Origin of the sequence: Agrobacterium sp. CCNWLW155, assembly GCF_036888815.1 — a bacterium.
GTDB lineage: Bacteria > Pseudomonadota > Alphaproteobacteria > Rhizobiales > Rhizobiaceae > Agrobacterium > Agrobacterium radiobacter.
In genome coordinates, this window is sequence record NZ_JBAKFW010000002.1 from 25588 (window position 1) to 43320 (window position 17733).

The 17733-nt window shown below is 60.6% G+C and carries 16 protein-coding genes and 1 other RNA gene; 4 read left to right on the top strand and 13 right to left on the bottom strand.

Annotation, left to right across the window (positions count from 1 at the left end; genetic code table 11):
* Positions 1–112 precede the first annotated feature (112 nt).
* From truB to rimP, 6 genes are all read right to left on the bottom strand, one after another.
* Positions 113–1060, bottom strand: coding sequence for a tRNA pseudouridine(55) synthase TruB (gene truB, locus V6S97_RS08655; protein ID WP_334426591.1), 948 nt, complete (start codon positions 1058–1060; stop codon positions 113–115).
* 3 nt (positions 1061–1063) lie between these two features.
* Entirely contained in the window at positions 1064–1480 is a 417-nt protein-coding gene (gene rbfA, locus V6S97_RS08660) for a 30S ribosome-binding factor RbfA (protein ID WP_112978288.1), read from the bottom strand.
* 75 nt (positions 1481–1555) lie between these two features.
* Complete coding sequence (gene infB, locus V6S97_RS08665; RefSeq protein ID WP_334426594.1) at positions 1556–4303, bottom strand: translation initiation factor IF-2; 2748 nt, start codon at positions 4301–4303, stop codon at positions 1556–1558.
* A 102-nt stretch (positions 4304–4405) separates the two neighbouring features.
* A complete protein-coding gene (locus tag V6S97_RS08670) occupies positions 4406–5107 on the bottom strand; it encodes an RNA-binding protein (RefSeq protein WP_003507171.1) in 702 nt (233 codons plus the stop codon).
* Positions 5104–6720, bottom strand: a complete 1617-nt coding sequence (gene nusA, locus V6S97_RS08675; protein WP_112277486.1) for a transcription termination factor NusA — start codon at positions 6718–6720, stop codon at positions 5104–5106. The genes V6S97_RS08670 and nusA overlap by 4 nt, the downstream gene beginning before the upstream one ends.
* 64 nt (positions 6721–6784) lie before the next feature.
* Positions 6785–7381, bottom strand: coding sequence for a ribosome maturation factor RimP (gene rimP / locus V6S97_RS08680; RefSeq protein WP_111791706.1), 597 nt, complete (start codon positions 7379–7381; stop codon positions 6785–6787).
* A gap of 287 nt (positions 7382–7668) precedes the next feature.
* On the opposite strand from rimP, the gene V6S97_RS08685 reads away from it, so the two are divergent.
* Positions 7669–9297, top strand: a complete 1629-nt coding sequence (locus V6S97_RS08685) for an MFS transporter (RefSeq protein WP_035213075.1) — start codon at positions 7669–7671, stop codon at positions 9295–9297.
* 183 nt (positions 9298–9480) lie between these two features.
* Here V6S97_RS08685 and V6S97_RS08690 read toward each other — a convergent pair whose 3' ends face one another.
* On the bottom strand, positions 9481–10746 hold the full coding sequence (locus V6S97_RS08690) for a lytic murein transglycosylase (protein WP_334426597.1): 1266 nt from the start codon (positions 10744–10746) through the stop codon (positions 9481–9483).
* A gap of 38 nt (positions 10747–10784) precedes the next feature.
* On the bottom strand, positions 10785–11390 hold the full coding sequence (gene recR, locus V6S97_RS08695; RefSeq protein ID WP_003507177.1) for a recombination mediator RecR: 606 nt from the start codon (positions 11388–11390) through the stop codon (positions 10785–10787).
* Positions 11391–11427: 37 nt separating this feature from the next.
* On the opposite strand from recR, the gene V6S97_RS08700 reads away from it, so the two are divergent.
* Entirely contained in the window at positions 11428–12063 is a 636-nt protein-coding gene (locus V6S97_RS08700; RefSeq protein ID WP_003507178.1) for an MOSC domain-containing protein, read from the top strand.
* Positions 12064–12129: 66 nt separating this feature from the next.
* Here the strand turns inward: V6S97_RS08700 and V6S97_RS08705 are convergent, their stop codons facing one another.
* From V6S97_RS08705 to ffs, 3 genes are all read right to left on the bottom strand, one after another.
* On the bottom strand, positions 12130–12453 hold the full coding sequence (locus V6S97_RS08705) for a YbaB/EbfC family nucleoid-associated protein (protein ID WP_003507179.1): 324 nt from the start codon (positions 12451–12453) through the stop codon (positions 12130–12132).
* Between the two features lie 24 nt (positions 12454–12477).
* The gene (locus V6S97_RS08710) at positions 12478–14355 is read right to left on the bottom strand and encodes a DNA polymerase III subunit gamma/tau (protein WP_003507182.1); all 1878 of its coding nucleotides are present in this window, start codon (positions 14353–14355) and stop codon (positions 12478–12480) included.
* Positions 14356–14434: 79 nt separating this feature from the next.
* An RNA gene (ffs, locus tag V6S97_RS08715) (signal recognition particle sRNA small type) lies at positions 14435–14531 on the bottom strand.
* Positions 14532–14596: 65 nt separating this feature from the next.
* Between ffs and V6S97_RS08720 the strand changes: the two genes are divergently transcribed.
* Together V6S97_RS08720 and nudC are read left to right on the top strand one after the other, a co-directional pair.
* Positions 14597–15025 (top strand): HIT domain-containing protein, encoded by a 429-nt coding sequence (locus tag V6S97_RS08720; RefSeq protein WP_035213077.1) that lies wholly within the window; start codon positions 14597–14599, stop codon positions 15023–15025.
* The gene (gene nudC / locus V6S97_RS08725; RefSeq protein ID WP_334426599.1) at positions 15025–15987 is read left to right on the top strand and encodes an NAD(+) diphosphatase; all 963 of its coding nucleotides are present in this window, start codon (positions 15025–15027) and stop codon (positions 15985–15987) included. Before V6S97_RS08720 ends, nudC begins: the two co-directional genes overlap by 1 nt.
* Before the next feature lie 15 nt (positions 15988–16002).
* Here nudC and V6S97_RS08730 read toward each other — a convergent pair whose 3' ends face one another.
* Together V6S97_RS08730 and V6S97_RS08735 are read right to left on the bottom strand one after the other, a co-directional pair.
* Entirely contained in the window at positions 16003–16866 is an 864-nt protein-coding gene (locus tag V6S97_RS08730) for a prephenate dehydratase (RefSeq protein WP_003507188.1), read from the bottom strand.
* Between the two features lie 11 nt (positions 16867–16877).
* On the bottom strand, positions 16878–17633 hold the full coding sequence (locus V6S97_RS08735; RefSeq protein WP_003507189.1) for a 3-deoxy-manno-octulosonate cytidylyltransferase: 756 nt from the start codon (positions 17631–17633) through the stop codon (positions 16878–16880).
* Positions 17634–17733 lie beyond the last annotated feature (100 nt).

The following is a 17733-nucleotide window of genomic DNA, read 5'->3' on the forward strand; positions in this document are numbered from 1 at the left end:
TCGTCCAGCTCAGGCCATTCAGCAGCATAGGCAAAGCCCAAGCTGGCGCTGCCTATAAACTATTCCGGGTGCAATGGAAAGAGGCGATTGATTCCCGCCCGCGCTGCCCGGCTCAGCCGAAAACCCGCTTCGGCCGAAACTCGCCTTCACCGATCTCGCCGATAGCGACAAGCTTGCCATGTGCGGTGGCATAGGCTTCCGGATGGTTGGCCGGTGCATCACGCCCGCGAAGCAGGATGGGGTTGCCCATCTTCAGCCGGTGCGCCTGGTCGTCGTTGATGATGAGGCGGGGAAGGGCGGAAAGCGCCTCGGCCGTATCGATCAGGAAGGCGTCCAGCGCCTCCAGCCGTTCGTCGCGGTCCTCCACGGCCTCCAGTGCCGTCAGGGTTTCGAGCGGCACCATCATGTCTTCGCCGAAGGGAGCGACCATGGTGCGGCGCAGTTCCGAAATATGGCCGAAACAGCCGAGATCACGACCCATATCGCGTGCCAGCGCGCGCACAAAGGTGCCCTTGCCGCATTCCACTTCGAAATGAGCCGTATCGGCGTCCGGGCAGGCAAGCAGCGTCAGGCGATGGATTTCGACCTCGCGTGCGGGAATTTCCACCGTCTCGCCTTCGCGCGCCAGATCATAGGCGCGCTCGCCGGCGATCTTGATGGCGGAAAACTGCGGCGGCGTCTGCATGATCACGCCAGTGTAGTTGGGCAGAATATCGCGGATTGCCTGTTCGTCCGGACGCTCTTCGGAGGAATCGACCACCTCACCTTCCAGATCGTCGGTCGTGCGCTGCTCACCCCAGGTCACAGTAAATTCGTAGATTTTCCGGCCGTCCATGACGTAAGGCACGGTTTTGGTAGCGTCGCCAAGCGCGATCGGCAGCATGCCGGAAGCGAGCGGATCGAGCGTGCCGGCATGGCCCGCCTTCTGGGCATTGAACAGCCACTTGATCTTGGAAACGGCCTCGGTGGAGCCGAAATCGAGCGGTTTGTCGAGGATGAGCCAACCGGAAATCGGGCGGCCCTTGGGTTTGCGGTTCTGCTGTTTGCGTGGTTTGGACATGCTTCAGTTCTGTTCGTCGTCTTTTTCGTTTGAAGGTCCAAGATCGCGCTGCACTTCGGGCGAGCGCAGAAGGGCGTCGATCTTCTGGTAATTGTCGAAACTCGTATCGTCGCGGAAACGCAGTTCCGGGATGTATTTCATCTGCCGCAGCTGCGGGCCGAGGCGGCCGCGCATGAACTTGGCATGGCGGTTGAGCGCCGTGATGATGTCGGTGTGATCGGCAACGCCAAGCGGCGTCACATAGGCGGTCGCGATCTTCAGATCGGGAGACATGCGCACTTCCGAAATGGAAATGACGGTGCCTTCGATCAGATCGTCGCGGACTTCACCGCGCTGGAGAATCTGGGTCAGGGCGGCGCGCACCTGTTCGCCAACACGCAGCATGCGTTGCGAAGGGGCCGATGATGTAGCTTTTGCCATTGGTTATGCCTCAAACGGAGCGAGCGCCGGTAAGCCGGCGCCCGACAGTAAATTCCTGTTTTGCGGCGAGAACGCTTAGAGCGTTCTCGTGATGTGTTCGACGCGGAAGCACTCGATGGTGTCGCCGGCGCGGATGTCTTCGTAGTTTTCGAATGCCATACCGCACTCCTGACCAACAGGCACTTCGTTGACTTCGTCCTTGAAGCGCTTGAGGGTCTTGAGCTTGCCTTCGTGGATAACGACGTTGTCGCGTACCAGACGCACACCCGCACCACGTTCCACCTTGCCCTCGACGACGCGGCAACCCGCGACCTTGCCGACCTTGGTGATGTTGAACACCTCGAGAATTTCGGCATTGCCGAGGAAGGTCTCGCGACGTTCCGGCGAAAGCAGACCCGACATCGCCGCCTTCACGTCATCCACCAGATCGTAGATGATGTTGTAGTAGCGGATTTCTATACCGGCGCGTTCGGACGCCGTACGTGCCTGTGCGTTGGCGCGAACGTTGAAGCCGATGATCGCGGCGTTCGATGCCTCGGCAAGCGAGATATCCGATTCCGTGATGGCACCAGCACCAGAGTGAACGACACGAGCGCGGACTTCGTCTGTGCCGAGCTTGTCGAGCGAAGCGATAATGGCTTCGACCGAACCCTGCACGTCCGCCTTGATGACCAGCGGGAATTCCTTCAATCCCGAAGTCTGCAACTGGCTCATCATCTGTTCCAGCGAACCGCGCTGGCCGGTCTGACGGGCGACAGCCTTGTCGCGGGCCAGACGCTGGCGGTACTCGGAAATCTCGCGGGCGCGGCTTTCGTTTTCGACGACCGCAAAACGGTCACCGGCCGAAGGCGTGCCGGAAAGGCCGAGAATCTCGACCGGCATTGCCGGACCGGCTTCCTTGACGTGTTCGCCCTTGTCGTTGACGAGTGCGCGCACGCGGCCCCACTGGTCGCCGGCAACGATGATCTGGCCGGGCTTCAACGTACCCTTCTGCACGAGAACCGTGGCGACGGCGCCGCGTCCACGGTCCAGCTCGGCTTCGATGACCGTGCCTTCTGCGGTGCGGTTCGGATCCGCCTTCAGATCGAGGATTTCGGCCTGAAGCAGGATCGCCTCGAGCAGCTTGTCGAGGTTGAGCTTGTTCTTGGCCGAAACTTCGACATCAAGAACTTCACCACCCATCGATTCCACGAAAACTTCGTGTTGCAACAGCTGCTGGCGCACCTTTTCCGGGTTTGCCTCGTGCTTGTCGATCTTGTTGATCGCAACGACGATCGGAACACCGGCAGCCTTGGCATGGTTGATGGACTCGATCGTCTGCGGCATCACACTGTCATCAGCGGCGACAACCAGCACTGCAATGTCGGTTGCCTGCGCGCCACGGGCACGCATGGCCGTAAAGGCGGCGTGGCCGGGAGTGTCGATGAAGGTGATCTTCTGACCGTTCTTTTCGACCTGGTAGGCGCCGATATGCTGGGTGATGCCACCGGCTTCGCCAGCAACCACGTTTGCCTGACGAATGGCGTCGAGCAGCGAGGTCTTGCCGTGGTCGACGTGACCCATGATCGTCACGACCGGCGGACGGGAAACCATCTCGCCTGCGTCGTCGGCCTGGTTGAAGATACCTTCCTCAACGTCGGATTCGGAAACGCGCTTGACGGTATGGCCGAATTCGACCGCGATCAGTTCCGCCAGATCGGCGTCGATCACGTCGCCCGGCTTCATCATCTGGCCTTCCTTCATCAGGAACTTGATGACGTCGACGGCGCGTTCGGACATGCGCTGCGACAGTTCCTGAATGGTAATGGTTTCCGGCAGGATCACTTCGCGCATGACCTTTTCACGGGTTTCCTGCATCTGGCTGCGGCGGAATTTTTCCTGGCGGCGGCGCATGGACGCCATGGAGCGGCCACGCGGCGTTCCGTCTTCATCCAGATTGGACGAGGTAACGGTCAGCTTGCCGCGACGGCGTTCTTCTTCCGTCTTCAGGCGGGCAGCGGGCTTGGCCGGAACCGGAGCCACGACCTTGCCGCGAGCCGGAAGGCTGCTACCGCGGCGCGCACTACGATCGTCCTCGTCGTCACCACCGGTACGACGTCCGCGCGGAGCGACGGCGTCAGGCGTGGCAGGAGCAGAACGGGGAGCGGCGGCTGCAGGCTGAGGACGGGCGTCGGCTCGTGGCGCAGGTGCTGCGGCCGCAGCCGGCGTTTCATCGGCCGGTTCGGATTTTGCTTCAGTGGCAGGCTGGCTTGCAGCCACCTTTGCAGCCGCTGCCTCTTCGACGGCGCGGCGTGCCGCCTCTTCCTTTTCGGCTGCGATGCGCTGTTCTTCCTCGACCTTGCGGCGTGCTTCATCTTCCGCGCGCTGCTTGGCTTCCACCACGTCACGAGCCTGCGCTTCCATCAGCGCGCGGCGACGGGCTTCCATCTCGCCTGCTGAAAGGTCGTGCAGAACATTGCCGCGCGGTCGGTCAGGCTGGCGCTGCTGGGGTGCGGACGAGCCTGGACGCTGCTGCGACTGGGAAGAGCCCGGACGCTGCTGCTGGCCGCTTGGCTGGTGAATACGCTGCTGGGGAGCCTGCGGACGCGGTGCCGAAGGCGCAGGGGCTGCTACCACCGGCCTTGGTGCTGCCGCAACAGGCTGAACCGGCTTCTCGTCTTCGGGACGCAGGGGGCGGCGCTTGCGTGTTTCCACGACAACCGCGTTTGTGCGACCTCGACCCATGTCCTGCCGCACGGTGCCCTGATTCATCCCGCCCGGTTTCAGGGTAAGAGTCTTCTTGGCCGGCGCATTGAGTGTCTTGTCGTCGTTGTTGTCGGTCATTCCGTTCCCGTTCCTTCGGACGAGAACCGGATGACGTTCATCAGGTCTCGTCGTTCAATTGCTGCATCGGAACGCGGCGACCGTTCATGTCGGGCAACCGCGTCATTGTTCTGTCCGGGCAGCGTCGCGTTCCGCCTGAGATCGACCGCCAAGGCGGTACTGCTCAAGCATCGTTGCGCGCTTCACTACACCTTCACCCGCCTGCCCTGCAAGCGCGCAGGCATGGATAAAAGCATTCTGGCCCATCAACTCGTCCATTTCGGCTTCGCTAAAGAGCCGGAAGGACGGAATTTCATTGCCGGCATCGCTGCCGAGCGCCCAGGCCTTGCGGGCCTGGTCCAGTTTTCTCACGCCATCGGCCGCAGCATCGGTCGCGTGGAATACGGCGATCGCGTTCCCGGACCGGACGGCGGCATCGACCTTCGTCGCGCCACTGATGAACTGGCCCGCCTTGCGCGCCATGTTCATCATACCAGCCACATGCTGCGCCATCAGCCGGTCGAGAATAGCAAGAAGCTCGGGTCCGGCCTTGACGTCACGTTTGAGCGCCCGCGCGAAGAGCTTCTTCGCGATGGCCTTCTCGATCAGGGCGCGCTCGGGTGTTACCCAGCAACCGCGCCCCGGCAATTGGCGTTTCAGATCCGGCACGACGCTGCCGTCCGGGCCTGCGACGAAGCGGATCAGCTCATCCGGCGATCCGCTTTGCCGTGTCACAATGCACATACGTCCATTGACGTCGCCTTTGAGCCGCCCGTCGTCATCCGTTTCGGGCAGCTCGTCCGGCTCATGCGCCTGCGATGTCATTCCTGTTCGGCGGTATCCGCCTCCTCGGCAGCTTCCGCATCGGCTTCCTCTTCAGAAGCGAGCTCTTCGGCGGTGATCCAGCCTGCCAGAAGGCGGGCCTGCACCACCATGTTCTCGGCTTCGACGCGCGAAACGTCGAGCTTGGAGAAGATGCCTTCGAACTTCTTCGTCTCGCCGTCCTTGCGCTCGCTCCAGCCGACCAGGTCGTCTGCGGCACAGCCGGCAAAGTCCTCGATGTTCTTGATGCCTTCTTCACCGAGGGCGACCATCATCTGCGAGGTCAGGCCGTCGATCTGGCGCAGTTCGTCGGAAACGCCGAGTTCCTTGCGCTTGGCGTCCATTTCGGCTTCCAGGCGCTCCAGATATTCGCGGGCGCGGGTCTGGATTTCATCGGCGGTGTCTTCGTCGAAGCCGTCGATCGACGAAATTTCGTCGAGATCGACATAGGCCAGTTCTTCAACCTGCGCGAAGCCTTCCGAAGCCAGAACCTGACCGACCATTTCGTCGACATCGAGGGCTTCCATGAAGAGGGCCGTACGCTCGTTGAATTCCTTCTGACGGCGCTCGGATTCTTCCTGCTCGGTCATGATGTCGATATCCCAGCCGGTCAGCTGCGATGCCAGACGCACGTTCTGGCCACGGCGGCCGATGGCGAGCGACAGCTGCTCATCCGGAACAACCACTTCGATGCGCTCGGACTCTTCATCCAGAACGACCTTGGCGACTTCTGCCGGCTGCAGGGCGTTGACGATGAAGGATGCCGGCTCCTGGCTCCACGGAATGATGTCGATCTTTTCGCCCTGGAGTTCGCCGACGACGGCCTGAACGCGCGAACCGCGCATACCGACGCAGGCGCCGACGGGATCGATCGACGAGTCGTTCGAAATGACGGCGATCTTGGCGCGCGAACCGGGGTCACGGGCAACCGACTTGATCTGGATGATGCCGTCGTAGATCTCAGGAACTTCCATGGTGAACAGCTTCACCATGAACTGCGGATGGGTACGCGACAGGAAAATCTGCGGGCCGCGCTGTTCGCGGCGAACGTCGTAAACGTAAGCGCGCACGCGATCGCCGTAACGCATGTTTTCACGCGGGATCATCTCGTCACGACGGATGATGCCTTCGCCACGGCCGAGATCGACGATGACATTGCCATATTCGACGCGCTTGACGGTGCCGTTGACGATTTCGCCGATACGGTCCTTGAATTCGTCATACTGGCGGTCACGCTCGGCTTCGCGCACCTTCTGCACAATCACCTGCTTGGCGGACTGGGCGGCGATACGGCCAAAATCCATCGGCGGCAGCGGGTCGGCGATGAAGTCGCCGAGCTTGGCGTCCGGATTGCGGTCGCGGGCCAACTCAAGCGGGATCTGGGTCGAATAGTCCTCGGCCGCTTCGACAACTTCGAGAAGACGCTGCAGGCGAATTTCGCCGGTCTTGGAGTTGATGTCGGCGCGGATGTTGGTTTCCGAACCATAGCGCGAGCGGGCGGCTTTCTGGATAGCGTCGGCCATTGCGGCAAGCACGATTTCGCGGTCGATGACCTTTTCGCGCGCCACAGCATCGGCGATCTGCAGAAGCTCAAGCCGGTTAGCACTCACTGCCATTTTTCTATCTCCGTAAGTCGCATAATTGCGTTGATCGCCCGTTTTTTCGGGCTTTACGTTGGAATTAGTCTTCGTCTGCTTCGTTTTCGTCGTTCTGGTTTGCGGCGGCGGCCTTGGCGGCCTTGTCTGCCCGCAGCGCATCACGAATAAGGTCGTCCGTCAGAATGAGCTTCGCATCGGAAAGCGCGCTGAACGGAATGATGACTGTCGGCTCTTCGCCGTAGGCGATCTGGTCGCGTTCCAGCTTGAAGCCGTCAGCATTAACCTCAACGATCTTGCCGCGAAACCGCTTGCGGTTCTCGACCAGAATGGAGGTCTCGACCTTCACCAGATGGCCCTGCCAGCGGGTGAAATCCGATTTGCGAACCATCGGCCGGTCGATGCCGGGCGAGGAAACTTCGAGATGATACGCTTTATCGACCGGATCTTCCACATCAAGAACCGGTGAAATCGCCATCGAAATGGCTTCGCAGTCCTGAACGGTCATGGTTCCGTCTTCGCGCTCGGCCATCACCTGCAGCGTCATGCCGTTCTGGTTGGAGAGCCGCACGCGCACCAGAAGATAGCCCATGCCCGTCAGAACAGGTTCGATGATCTCGGCAATGCGCTGGTCGATGCCTGTTTCGGTAATCAGTCGCGGTTCTTGTGCGGTCTCTGCCATCTGGCCTTCCGGTCTTTGATTTTCACCGGGCTTTCTGCCCGTGGTTTCCGGTTCGCCTAACGAAAAAGAGCGGAGCCTTGCGGCCCCACTCTTCATCAAGCGATCAAGAATTTCAGGGGTCATATAGACCCATCGGGGCAGGATTGCAAGGTTTTAGCGGGCTCCTCCGCTTCGGTCGCCGCCTTCGCCACATTTTCACCCTTACCTTGTCGGAAAGGCTGGCATGATTACCGGCACTGTCTATAGTTGCCGTTTGACAAATCGCAGTTGCATCAAGTGGACAGAGCGTGCCTGACCGTAAATCGCCACTCGCGCCTTTAAGGCATTTGACTTACAGACGAATCTGGGTCGCGAGCCTTGCCTCGAATTTCGGCGGACTGATCCAGGCGGTGGGCGCCGCATGGATGATGACGTCGCTCTCAAGTTCGGAAAACATGATCGCTCTGGTGCAGGCCTCCACCTCTTTGCCGATCATGCTGTTCTCACTGATTTCAGGCGCGTTGGCCGATAGTTTCGACCGCCGTCGCATCATGATTTCGGCGCAGCTGCTGATGCTGACGGCCTCCGTGCTGCTCACGGTTTTTGCCTGGTCCGGCTGGCTCACGCCCTGGCTTCTGCTCTTCTTCACCTTCATGATCGGCTGCGGCACGGCGCTCAACAATCCGTCCTGGCAGGCATCGGTCGGCGAAATGGTGCCGCGCGAGGACTTGCCCGCCGCCGTGACGCTGAACAGCGTCGGCTTCAACATCACCCGCAGCGTCGGCCCGGCCATCGGTGGTATCATCGTCGCCGCCGCCGGTGCTGCCGCGGCGTTTTTCGTGAATGCGCTGAGCTATTTCACCCTGATCTACGCCCTGTTTCGCTGGCAGCCGCCCAAATATGCCTCGACATTGCCGCGCGAGCAGCTTCTGGCCGCCATTTCGGCCGGCATGCGTTATGTGGCGATGTCGCCCAATATCGGCAAGGTGTTGGTGCGCGGTTTCCTTTTCGGCCTTTCCGCCAGCGCCATCCTGGCGCTGATGCCCATCGTCGCCCGCGATCTCGTCGAGGGCGGTCCGCTGACCTACGGCGTCATGCTCGGCGCATTTGGCGTCGGCGCGATAGCCGGCGCGCTGGTCAGTGCGAGACTGCGTGAGGTCCTGTCCAGCGAATGGATCGTGCGCGTCGCCTTTTTAGGCTTCGCTTTCAGCTCCGGCGTGACGGCGGTGAGCACGAGTGCGATCATCACCTCGCTTGTCCTGACGGTTGCCGGCGCCTGCTGGGTTCTGGCGCTGTCGCTCTTCAACACCATCGTCCAGCTTTCCACGCCGCGCTGGGTGGTGGGTCGGGCACTGTCGCTTTACCAGACGCTGACCTTCGGCGGCATTGCGGTCGGCAGCTGGCTGTGGGGCGAGCTGGCGGAAGATTACGGCATTTCCTATTCGCTGCTCTGTTCATGTGCGCTGATGCTGCTCGGCGTCGTCGTCGGCCTCAAGCTCGCAATGCCGGCCTTCGCCTCGCTCAATCTCGATCCGCTCAACCGTTTCGTGGAACCGCCGCTGAGACTGGACATCAAGCCGCGCAGCGGCCCCATCGCCATTCTCATCGATTATGAAATCCATGACGAGGACCTTGGCGAATTCCTGCCGCTGATGGCCGAGCGTCGCCGCATCCGCCTGCGCGACGGCGCGCGCAACTGGAACCTGATGCGCGATCTCGAAAACCCCGACATCTGGACGGAAAGCTACCATGTGCCGACATGGGTGGAATATGTCCGCCACAACCACCGCCGCACCCAGGCGGATGCGGAAGCCTGGGACCGGCTGCTTGAGCTTCACCGGGGCAAGACGCGGCCGCGGGTACACCGGATGATCGAGCGGCAGACCATCCCGCCGACCGACGATATCTTTCACAAGCCGCATACCGATCAGCATTGAGAGGCTGGGAGATGCAGAAACGGGCCCGGTAAAAGGCTATTGGGTCCTTGCCAGAACCCTCGACGTCATCCTCGGGCTTGTCCCGAGGATCCAACCACGTATCGTTAAATCAATCGGTTGCAGATGCTCGGGACAAGCCCGAGCATGACGACGGAGAGGTTTTCCGACGTCGCCCGTAACGTGCTATTTCAGCTTAGCCTTCAGGCTTGCATCTGGAAAACACGTCGGTGAGAGCCCGTTCTTGGCCTGCCAGTCGCCGAGCGAACGGCGCGTCTTGAAACCGGCCAGCCCATCTGCCTTGCCGACATCATAACCCTTGGCCACCAGCGCCTTCTGCATGGTGAGAACATCGGAGCGCAACATCGATCCGACATTGCCCCATTCACCCTTGAACGGGCCTGCCCCATGGGCGATGCGGTCGGCGAGATTGCCGATGAACAGCGCGTAGAGATCGGAATTGTTATATTCCTTGATGACGTAAAAATTCGGCGTCACCACGAATTCCGGCCCGTGCCGTCCGGCCGGCACCAGCATCATGCCGTCGGCGGATAGGTCATTGGCCGGAAAGGCTTTTCCGGAAATGCGGGTAATGCCCATCTTCGCCCAGTCGGCCACCGGGCGGGCAAGATCAGGTCCTTCCTGCGCGCAGGAGACATTGGCAGGGATCGAGACTTCAAAACCCCAGTCGCGATTGCGCTGCCAGCCGCGCTGGGAAAGATAGTTCGCTATGGATGCCAGCGCGTCCGGCGCGGAATTCCAGATATCGCGATGGCCGTCGCCATCGAAATCCACGGCATATTTGAGATAGCTCGACGGCATGAATTGCGGCTGGCCGAGCGCGCCGGCCCAGGAACCCATCATGCGCGAGGCTGCGATATCGCCGCTTTCGACTATCTTCAGCGCATCGATCAGCTCGGTGCGGAACATCTCCTTGCGGGTGGACATATAGGCTTTCGTGGCCAGCACATCGACCACCGAATGCGGCAGTTTTGCCCGGCCGAAACCGGATTCGCGGCCCCAGATCGCAACGACGATATCACCCGGCACACCGTATTTCGCCTCGATCCTGCGCAGCGTCGCCGCATGGGTGGCTGCTAGCGAACGGCCGGTGCTGGCGAGCCCCTGCAGCCGCTTTTCGGAGAAATAGGCGCCGGGTGAGGAAAATTCCGCTTGGCTCTGGCTCTGCTCCTTTGGCGGCTTCTGGCCGGGAATGACGAGATCGGGCAGGTTCCAGCTGATGGGGAGACCATTGAGTGTGGCTTCAAGCGTCTTTTGCGAAATGCCGGCCTTGCGGGCCTCCGGCCAGATTTCCTTTTTCAGCCAGGCATTAAATTCAGCGTCATATCGGGCTGCCGCTGCTCCTGTCGGTGCCGACTGCGCTAGAGCTGTCGTTGCTGAAAAAACGGAAAGAAGTGCAGCCAGTGCCTTCGGGGCAAAATGGATTCGCATTGGGTCTCCTCTTTGAATGACGGGGAGGGAGGGGGACTTCAGATCGTCGTGCGCGCCCGAAGCGCCGCCGTCAATGTGCCCTCGTCGAGATAATCGAGCTCACCGCCCACCGGCACGCCATGCGCAAGCCGGGTGATCTTGATGTCGAGACCGGAGAGGCGGTCGGTGATGTAATGGGCGGTTGCCTGTCCCTCCACCGTCGCATTGACGGCGATGATAAGCTCGCGAATGCCGCCCGCGCTGACACGGTCGATCAGGCCCTTGATATTCAGGTCCTCCGGCCCGACGCCATCGAGTGGCGAAAGCGTGCCGCCGAGAACGTGGTAGGCGGTGTTCATCGCGCCCGTCCGCTCCAGCGCCCAGAGATCCGATACGTCTTCCACCACGATGATGACCGACTGGTCACGCCGGTCGTCAGCGCAGACGGTGCAGGGATCGATGGTATCGACATTGCCGCAGCAGGAGCAGATCTTCACCTTGTCATAGGCCTCGCCCATGGCATGGCCCAGCGGTCCGAGAAGTTGCTCCTTCTTCTTGATGAGATGCAACGCTGCCCGCCGCGCCGAGCGGGGCCCAAGCCCCGGCACTTTTGCCAGAAGCTGGATGAGTTTTTCAATTTCGGGACCGGTGACTCGTTTTGCCATGAGCGCTTTCTACTGCATAAATCGGGAAACGGGAATCATGAAGCACGAAGGGCAGGCCATGAAAATACAGGCGGTATGCCGGGGCGAGGCAAAAAGCCTGCCGGGAAAGACGACGAAGACGGGCATCTTCAAGCATCCCGTGAAGGGGCCGGTCATGGTGGATGCCGAAGGTATTGTCAGCGATGCCGTCTGCAATCGCAAACATCACGGCGGACCGGATCAGGCAATTTACGTGATGGGCTCCGTTGATCTCGATTTCTGGTCCCGCGCTCTGGGTTTCGTGGTCGAACCCGGATTTTTCGGCGAGAACCTCGTGCTTGATGGTGTCGACAGCGCGAAACTCCATGTGGGTGACAGGTTCTCGGCAAGCGAAGTCTTGCTGGAGGTGACCGCTGCCCGCATTCCCTGCGCCACGCTGTCGGCCCGGATCGGCGATCCCGATTTCGCACCGCGCTTCCGGCAGGCGGGCCATCCGGGTTTTTATTGCCGGGTGTTGAAGGGCGGAATGCTCGCTGCCGGGGAGGATATCGCCTTTGCAGCCTATCAGGGAACGAAGCTGCCGATACCGACTATTCTGCAGCGCTTCCGCCCCATGCAGCTCGACGCAGCCGAACGCAGGACCTATCTCGAAACACCGCTTGCAAGCCGGTTCCGTGCGATGCTGGAAGCCTGAATCTCGCCTCGAGACAGGGACGGCGACCACGCCATGCGTGTCGCCATCCTCTTCGGGTTGATTATATCAGAACGGGAATTTCATGCCGGGCGGCAGCGGCAGACCCGCGGTCAGGCCGGCCATCTTTTCCTGTGCCTGCGCTTCGCCTTTTTCCTTGGCGTCCTTATGGGCAGCCACGATCAGGTCCTCGAGGATTTCCACCTCGTCTTCCTTGAACAGCGAAGGATCGATTTTCAGGCCGCGCATTTCGCCCTTGCCGTTGAGAATGACGGTCACCAGACCGCCGCCGGCCCTGCCTTCGACTTCGAGGGCGGCGATTTCTTCCTGCACCTTCTCCATCTTGGACTGCATTTCCTTGACCTTGCCCATCATGCCCATGATGTCACGCATGTGCCAATCTCCTGTTCTTTTTGTTTAAAACTCGATGTCGTCGCCGGGAAGGATGTCACCTTCGCTCGATTCGGCAACCGATGGCGGCGCGATATCCTCCGCCTCATCCTGTGCGGCGGCACGGATGCGCACGTCGGTGATTTTTGCGCCGGGAAACTGCGCCAGAATGGCGGCAACGTCAGGATCCTGACGCGCATCGACAAGGCGGGCATCCCGGGCATTGCCTTCAGCTTCGACGAGGGTAGGTTCCCCCTGTTCCTTGCTGAGGCTTATGATCCAGTGGATACCGGTCCATTCCTTGAGCTTGACGCCAAGCTCGCCGGGCAGAGAGCCGGGCGCGCCTTCGCCGAGGCGCATATCAAGCCGGCCGGGCTCCAGCCGCACCAGCCGCACAAAGTTTCGCACCTTCGCCCGCATGACGGGATCGCGGTTCTTCTGGCAGAGATCGGCAATATCCTGCACCGAATTGACGGGAACCTTCGGCTCCGGCCGCTCCTCGGTTTTGGGTGCTACGACCTGCATCTCCTGCGGGCGGCTGTCTGGAACGGCGCGCAGCATGGCGGAGGTCTGCGGCGTCGTCTGGCGCTGGGCGGGAAGATCGACAGGTCTTCCCGCGGCCACGGTCTGTCCTGACGAATAGGCGCGCGCACCGCCGCCATTGCCGCCGCCCGAAGGTCCGCCATTGGCGTAACCGCCGCCGTCGCCGCTCGAAAGCTCGAGCAGGCGCCGCGCGGCATCTTCAGGTGCGGGCAGATTGGCGGCGTGCGAAAGCCGGATCAGAACCATTTCGGCAGCACCGGCAGGCCGCGAGGCGTTTTCCGTTTCTGGAATGCCCTTCAGCAGCATCTGCCAAATGCGCGACAGTGCGGTTACCGCAATCGTCTCGGCAAATTCCGCACCACGCACGCGTTCTATTTCCGAAAGCGAGGGGTCTTCCGCCGCATCAGGCACATATTTCATGCGGGTGACGAGATGGGTGAAATCGGCAAGGTCGTTCAATACGACGACAGGGTTCGCGCCCGCCTCATATTGCCCGTTGAATTCCGAAAGGGCGGCCGCGACGTCGCCTTTGACGACGTGCTGGAAGAGATCGACGATGCGCGCACGGTCGGCAAGGCCGAGCATGCCGCGCACCGCTTCGGCCTCCACCCGGCCGCCGCCATGGGCGATCGCCTGGTCGAGCAGGGAAAGGCCGTCACGGGCGGAACCCTCTGCCGCGCGGGCGATCATCGACAGCGCCTGCGGATCGGCCTCGAAACCTTCCTTGCCCGCAATGGCGGTGAACAGGCCGACGAGATCAGCGGCGCTGATGCGGCGCAGGTCGAAGCGTTGGCAGCGCGACAGAACGGTAATTGGAACCTTGCGGATTTCGGTGGTCGCGAAGATGAATTTCACATGTTCCGGCGGCTCTTCCAGCGTCTTCAGAAGACCGTTAAACGCCTGCGTCGACAGCATGTGCACTTCGTCGATGATATAGACCTTGTAGCGCGCCGAGACCGGGCGATAGCGCACCTGTTCGATGATCTCGCGAATATCGTCGATGCCGGTATGGGAGGCGGCGTCCATCTCGATCACGTCGACATGCCGGCCTTCCATGATCGCCTGGCAATGTTCGCCGGGGATCCGAAGGTCGATGGTCGGCTTGTCGATGGTGTCGGTCTTGTAATTCAGCGCGCGGGCGAGAATGCGTGCCGTGGTCGTTTTGCCCACGCCGCGAACGCCGGTCAGCATATAGGCCTGGGCAATGCGGCCGGTCTCAAACGCGTTGGTCAGCGTGCGGACCATCGGCTCCTGGCCGACCATCAGATCGGAAAAATCTTTCGGGCGATATTTGCGTGCCAGTACCCGGTAGCCGGTCCCGACCTGGGATTCGCTTGTTGTGGTGGGTACGGTATCGCTCATTGCCTCGCCAGTTTGTTTTGCCAGTTTGTCTTGGGGCGCTGAACTGGCCCGGCGAAAGCTGAGCACGTCTTCTAAAAAGGTGGGAGGCTGGCACGGCGACCCGTGCCGGGCTCGTTAGGGCTGCTTCCTTCCGGACCTGACCCGGTTGGCGAGTGGCTCGTCCACCACCAACCTCCCGGGGCCACATATCGGCAATATCGACAGCAAATGCAAGCCAAGCCTTCAAAAAACTGCTATCACGATGAAAACAAACATGGAGGACACCTTGGAGACATTCCGGCTGGACGACAGGCTGGCGCGCGACAGTGTGCTTGTGACGCGTTTGGGGCTATGTGAACTGCGTTTGCAAAACGACAGTCGCTGGCCTTGGCTTGTGCTGGTGCCGCAGCGAGACGGCGTCAGCGAATTGTTCGATCTCACCCCGCTTGATCAGGCCGTGCTGACATTCGAGACCAATCTCGTCGCGTCCGCCTTGAAGGAGATCACGGGGGCCACCAAGATAAATGTCGGTGCTTTGGGCAATATCGTCCGGCAATTGCATGTCCATATTATCGCCCGCAATGAAGGCGACACCTGCTGGCCCGGCCCCATCTGGGGTTACGGAACGGCGGTGCCCTATGCTGCGGGCGAAAAGGAAACTTTGATGAAAAAAATCTCCGGCGCGCTCTGATGATTTCCATGAAAATTTTTGAAACCACTGCCCCCCATCCTGAAGCAAGCCTGCTGACGGCCTTTTCCAAAAATGCCCTCGACCGTTTCGCCGAAAAGCGGACGGAGGAGTGTGTTGCCGATGCACTGAAAGTCGATGGCACCCATATTTTTGCCTTCTCGGGCAACCGGCTGGTCCTGAAACATGATGAGCAGGTCATCGATCCTCTGTTTTCCGCCTATGAGCTGGCCGAATTGCAGCCGGATTTCGACAATGCCGTGCTGCTCGGATACCGCGAAACCAGCGAGCCGAGAATTGCGGTGCCGGTCGCCGTGGCCGAGGATCAGCTGGCGAGCCATTACAAGCTGGCCGATGCCCGCACGCTTTATCGCGATCATCTTCTCGACGAGGAACTGCTGAGCGAGGTTGCGCAGGCAGTCAGCCTGACGCACTGGAATGGTGACAATCGCTTTTGCGGTAAGTGCGGCGGAACCATGGAGCTGCGAATCGGCGGCTACAAGCGCATCTGCGGCGCCTGCAGCCACACTATTTTTCCGCGCACCGATCCCGTTGTCATCATGATGACCATCGATATCGAGCGTGATCTCTGCCTGCTTGGCCGCGGTGCGCATTTTGCGCCGGGCATGTATTCCTGCCTTGCCGGCTTCGTGGAGCCGGGCGAAACCATCGAACAGGCCGTCCGCCGCGAAACGCATGAGGAATCCGGCGTTGAAATCGGTCGTGTGCGGTATCACGCCTCCCAGCCCTGGCCGATGCCGCATACGCTGATGATAGGCTGTTATGCCGAGGCGCTCTCTTTTGAGATCGCGCGTGACGAGATCGAGCTTGAGGATTGCCGCTGGTTCACGCGGGAAGAGGTAGCAAAGATGCTGGAGGCCCCGACGGGTGAAGGTTTTTCCGCGCCGCCAATGGGAGCCATCGCGCATCGGCTGATGCGCGACTGGGTGGAATGGCTAAAATAATGGGCTGCGGCAGGCTCAGCTCTGGTTGAGCTTGCCGCGCATCGCGTGACCGTTGTAGACGCCGAGAATGCGGACTTTTTCCGAGAAGAAACGCAACTCGTCCAGCGCATGCCGCACCGGCTCGTCATCGGGGTGGCCTTCAATATCGGCATAAAACTGCGTCGCCACGAATTTGCCGCCGAGCTGGTAGCTTTCGAGCTTCGTCATGTTGATGCCGTTCGTCGCAAAGCCGCCCATGGCCTTGTAAAGTGCTGCCGGAATATTGCGAACGTTGAAAACGAAGGTGGTGACGACGATTTCATCGCTCGACTGGCGCTTGGCCCAGTTTTCATCGCGGGAAAGCACCACGAAGCGCGTGACGTTGTTTTCCGAATCCTCGACATTTTCAGCGAGAATATCGAGACCGTAGAGGCTGGCGGCAAGACGTGGCGCAAGGGCCGCCATGCTGCGGTCGCCCTGTTCGGACACGAGCCTTGCGGAGCCTGCCGTATCGCCGGCGATGACGGGCTTCCAGCCGTTGGAACGAATGATCTTGCGGCATTGGCCAAGCGCGTGAATGTGGCTGTGGACGGTGCGGATCTCGTCCTTCTTCACGCCTGGCATCACCATCAGCTGGAAGCGGATCGGCATGAAATATTCACCGATGATGTGCAGACGCGATTCCGGCAGCAGGTGATGAATATCCGCAACGCGGCCGGCCAGTGTATTTTCAATCGGGATCATACCGAGATCAGCTTCGCCATTTTCAATGGCGTTGAAGGCATCCTCGAAGGTCGGGCAGGGCAAAGGCTCCATATCCGGGAACATGTCGCGGCAGGCCATGTCGGAATTCGCGCCGAATTCGCCCTGGAAGGCAATACGATTTGTGCTCAAGGTCATGGGACTGTCCGTTAGAGGGTTCTGCTTGCGAGAATTTTGCGGGCTTTTTCCAGATCGTGCGGCGTGTCGACGCCGAGCGGCACGGAACGGACGATTTCAGCGTCGATGCGCATCCCCGCTTCCAGTGCGCGCAGCTGTTCCAGCCGTTCGCGTTTTTCAAGCGGCGAGGGCGGCAGGCTCACGAATGTCTCGAGCGCAGAGCGGCGATAGGTATAAAGCCCGATGTGATGATAAAGCGGGCCATCGCCATAGGGTGCGGTGGTGCGGGTAAAATAAAGCGCGCGCAATCGCGTCTCGGAAAGCGGGCTGCCCACCACTTTCACCACGTTCGGATTGGTTTTTTCTTCCTCGTCGGTGATTTCGACCGTCAGTGTCGCAATATCGACCTCTGTATTTTCCAGTGGGCGCAGCGAAGCGCGGATCGTTTCCGCCTCAATGGTCGGCAGGTCGCCCTGAACATTGATGACATATTCCGCCTTTCCATAGGGGTCGGCCTTTTGCAGCGCTTCGAAAATGCGGTCCGAGCCGGACTGGTGGTCGTCGCGGGTCATCATCACGTCGAAACCGGCATTTTGCACGGCCGAAAACACCTGTTCGTCATCAACGGCAACAACGATTCGTTCCGCACCGGCCTCGCGTGCCCGCAGCGCAACCTGCACGATCATCGGCTTGCCGCCTATGTCGGCGAGCGGCTTGCCTGGCAGGCGTGTGGATGCCATCCGCGCCGGTATGAGGACGACAGCTTTCTCGAATTCCCGATTCTTCATCCGACACCCTTCAAATCCCGCCCGAAAAGTGTCAAAACGTCACGGTGTGGGGAGCATTATTCAAGTTGCGCAGGCTGTGCAAAAGCCATAGCTTTCGAGC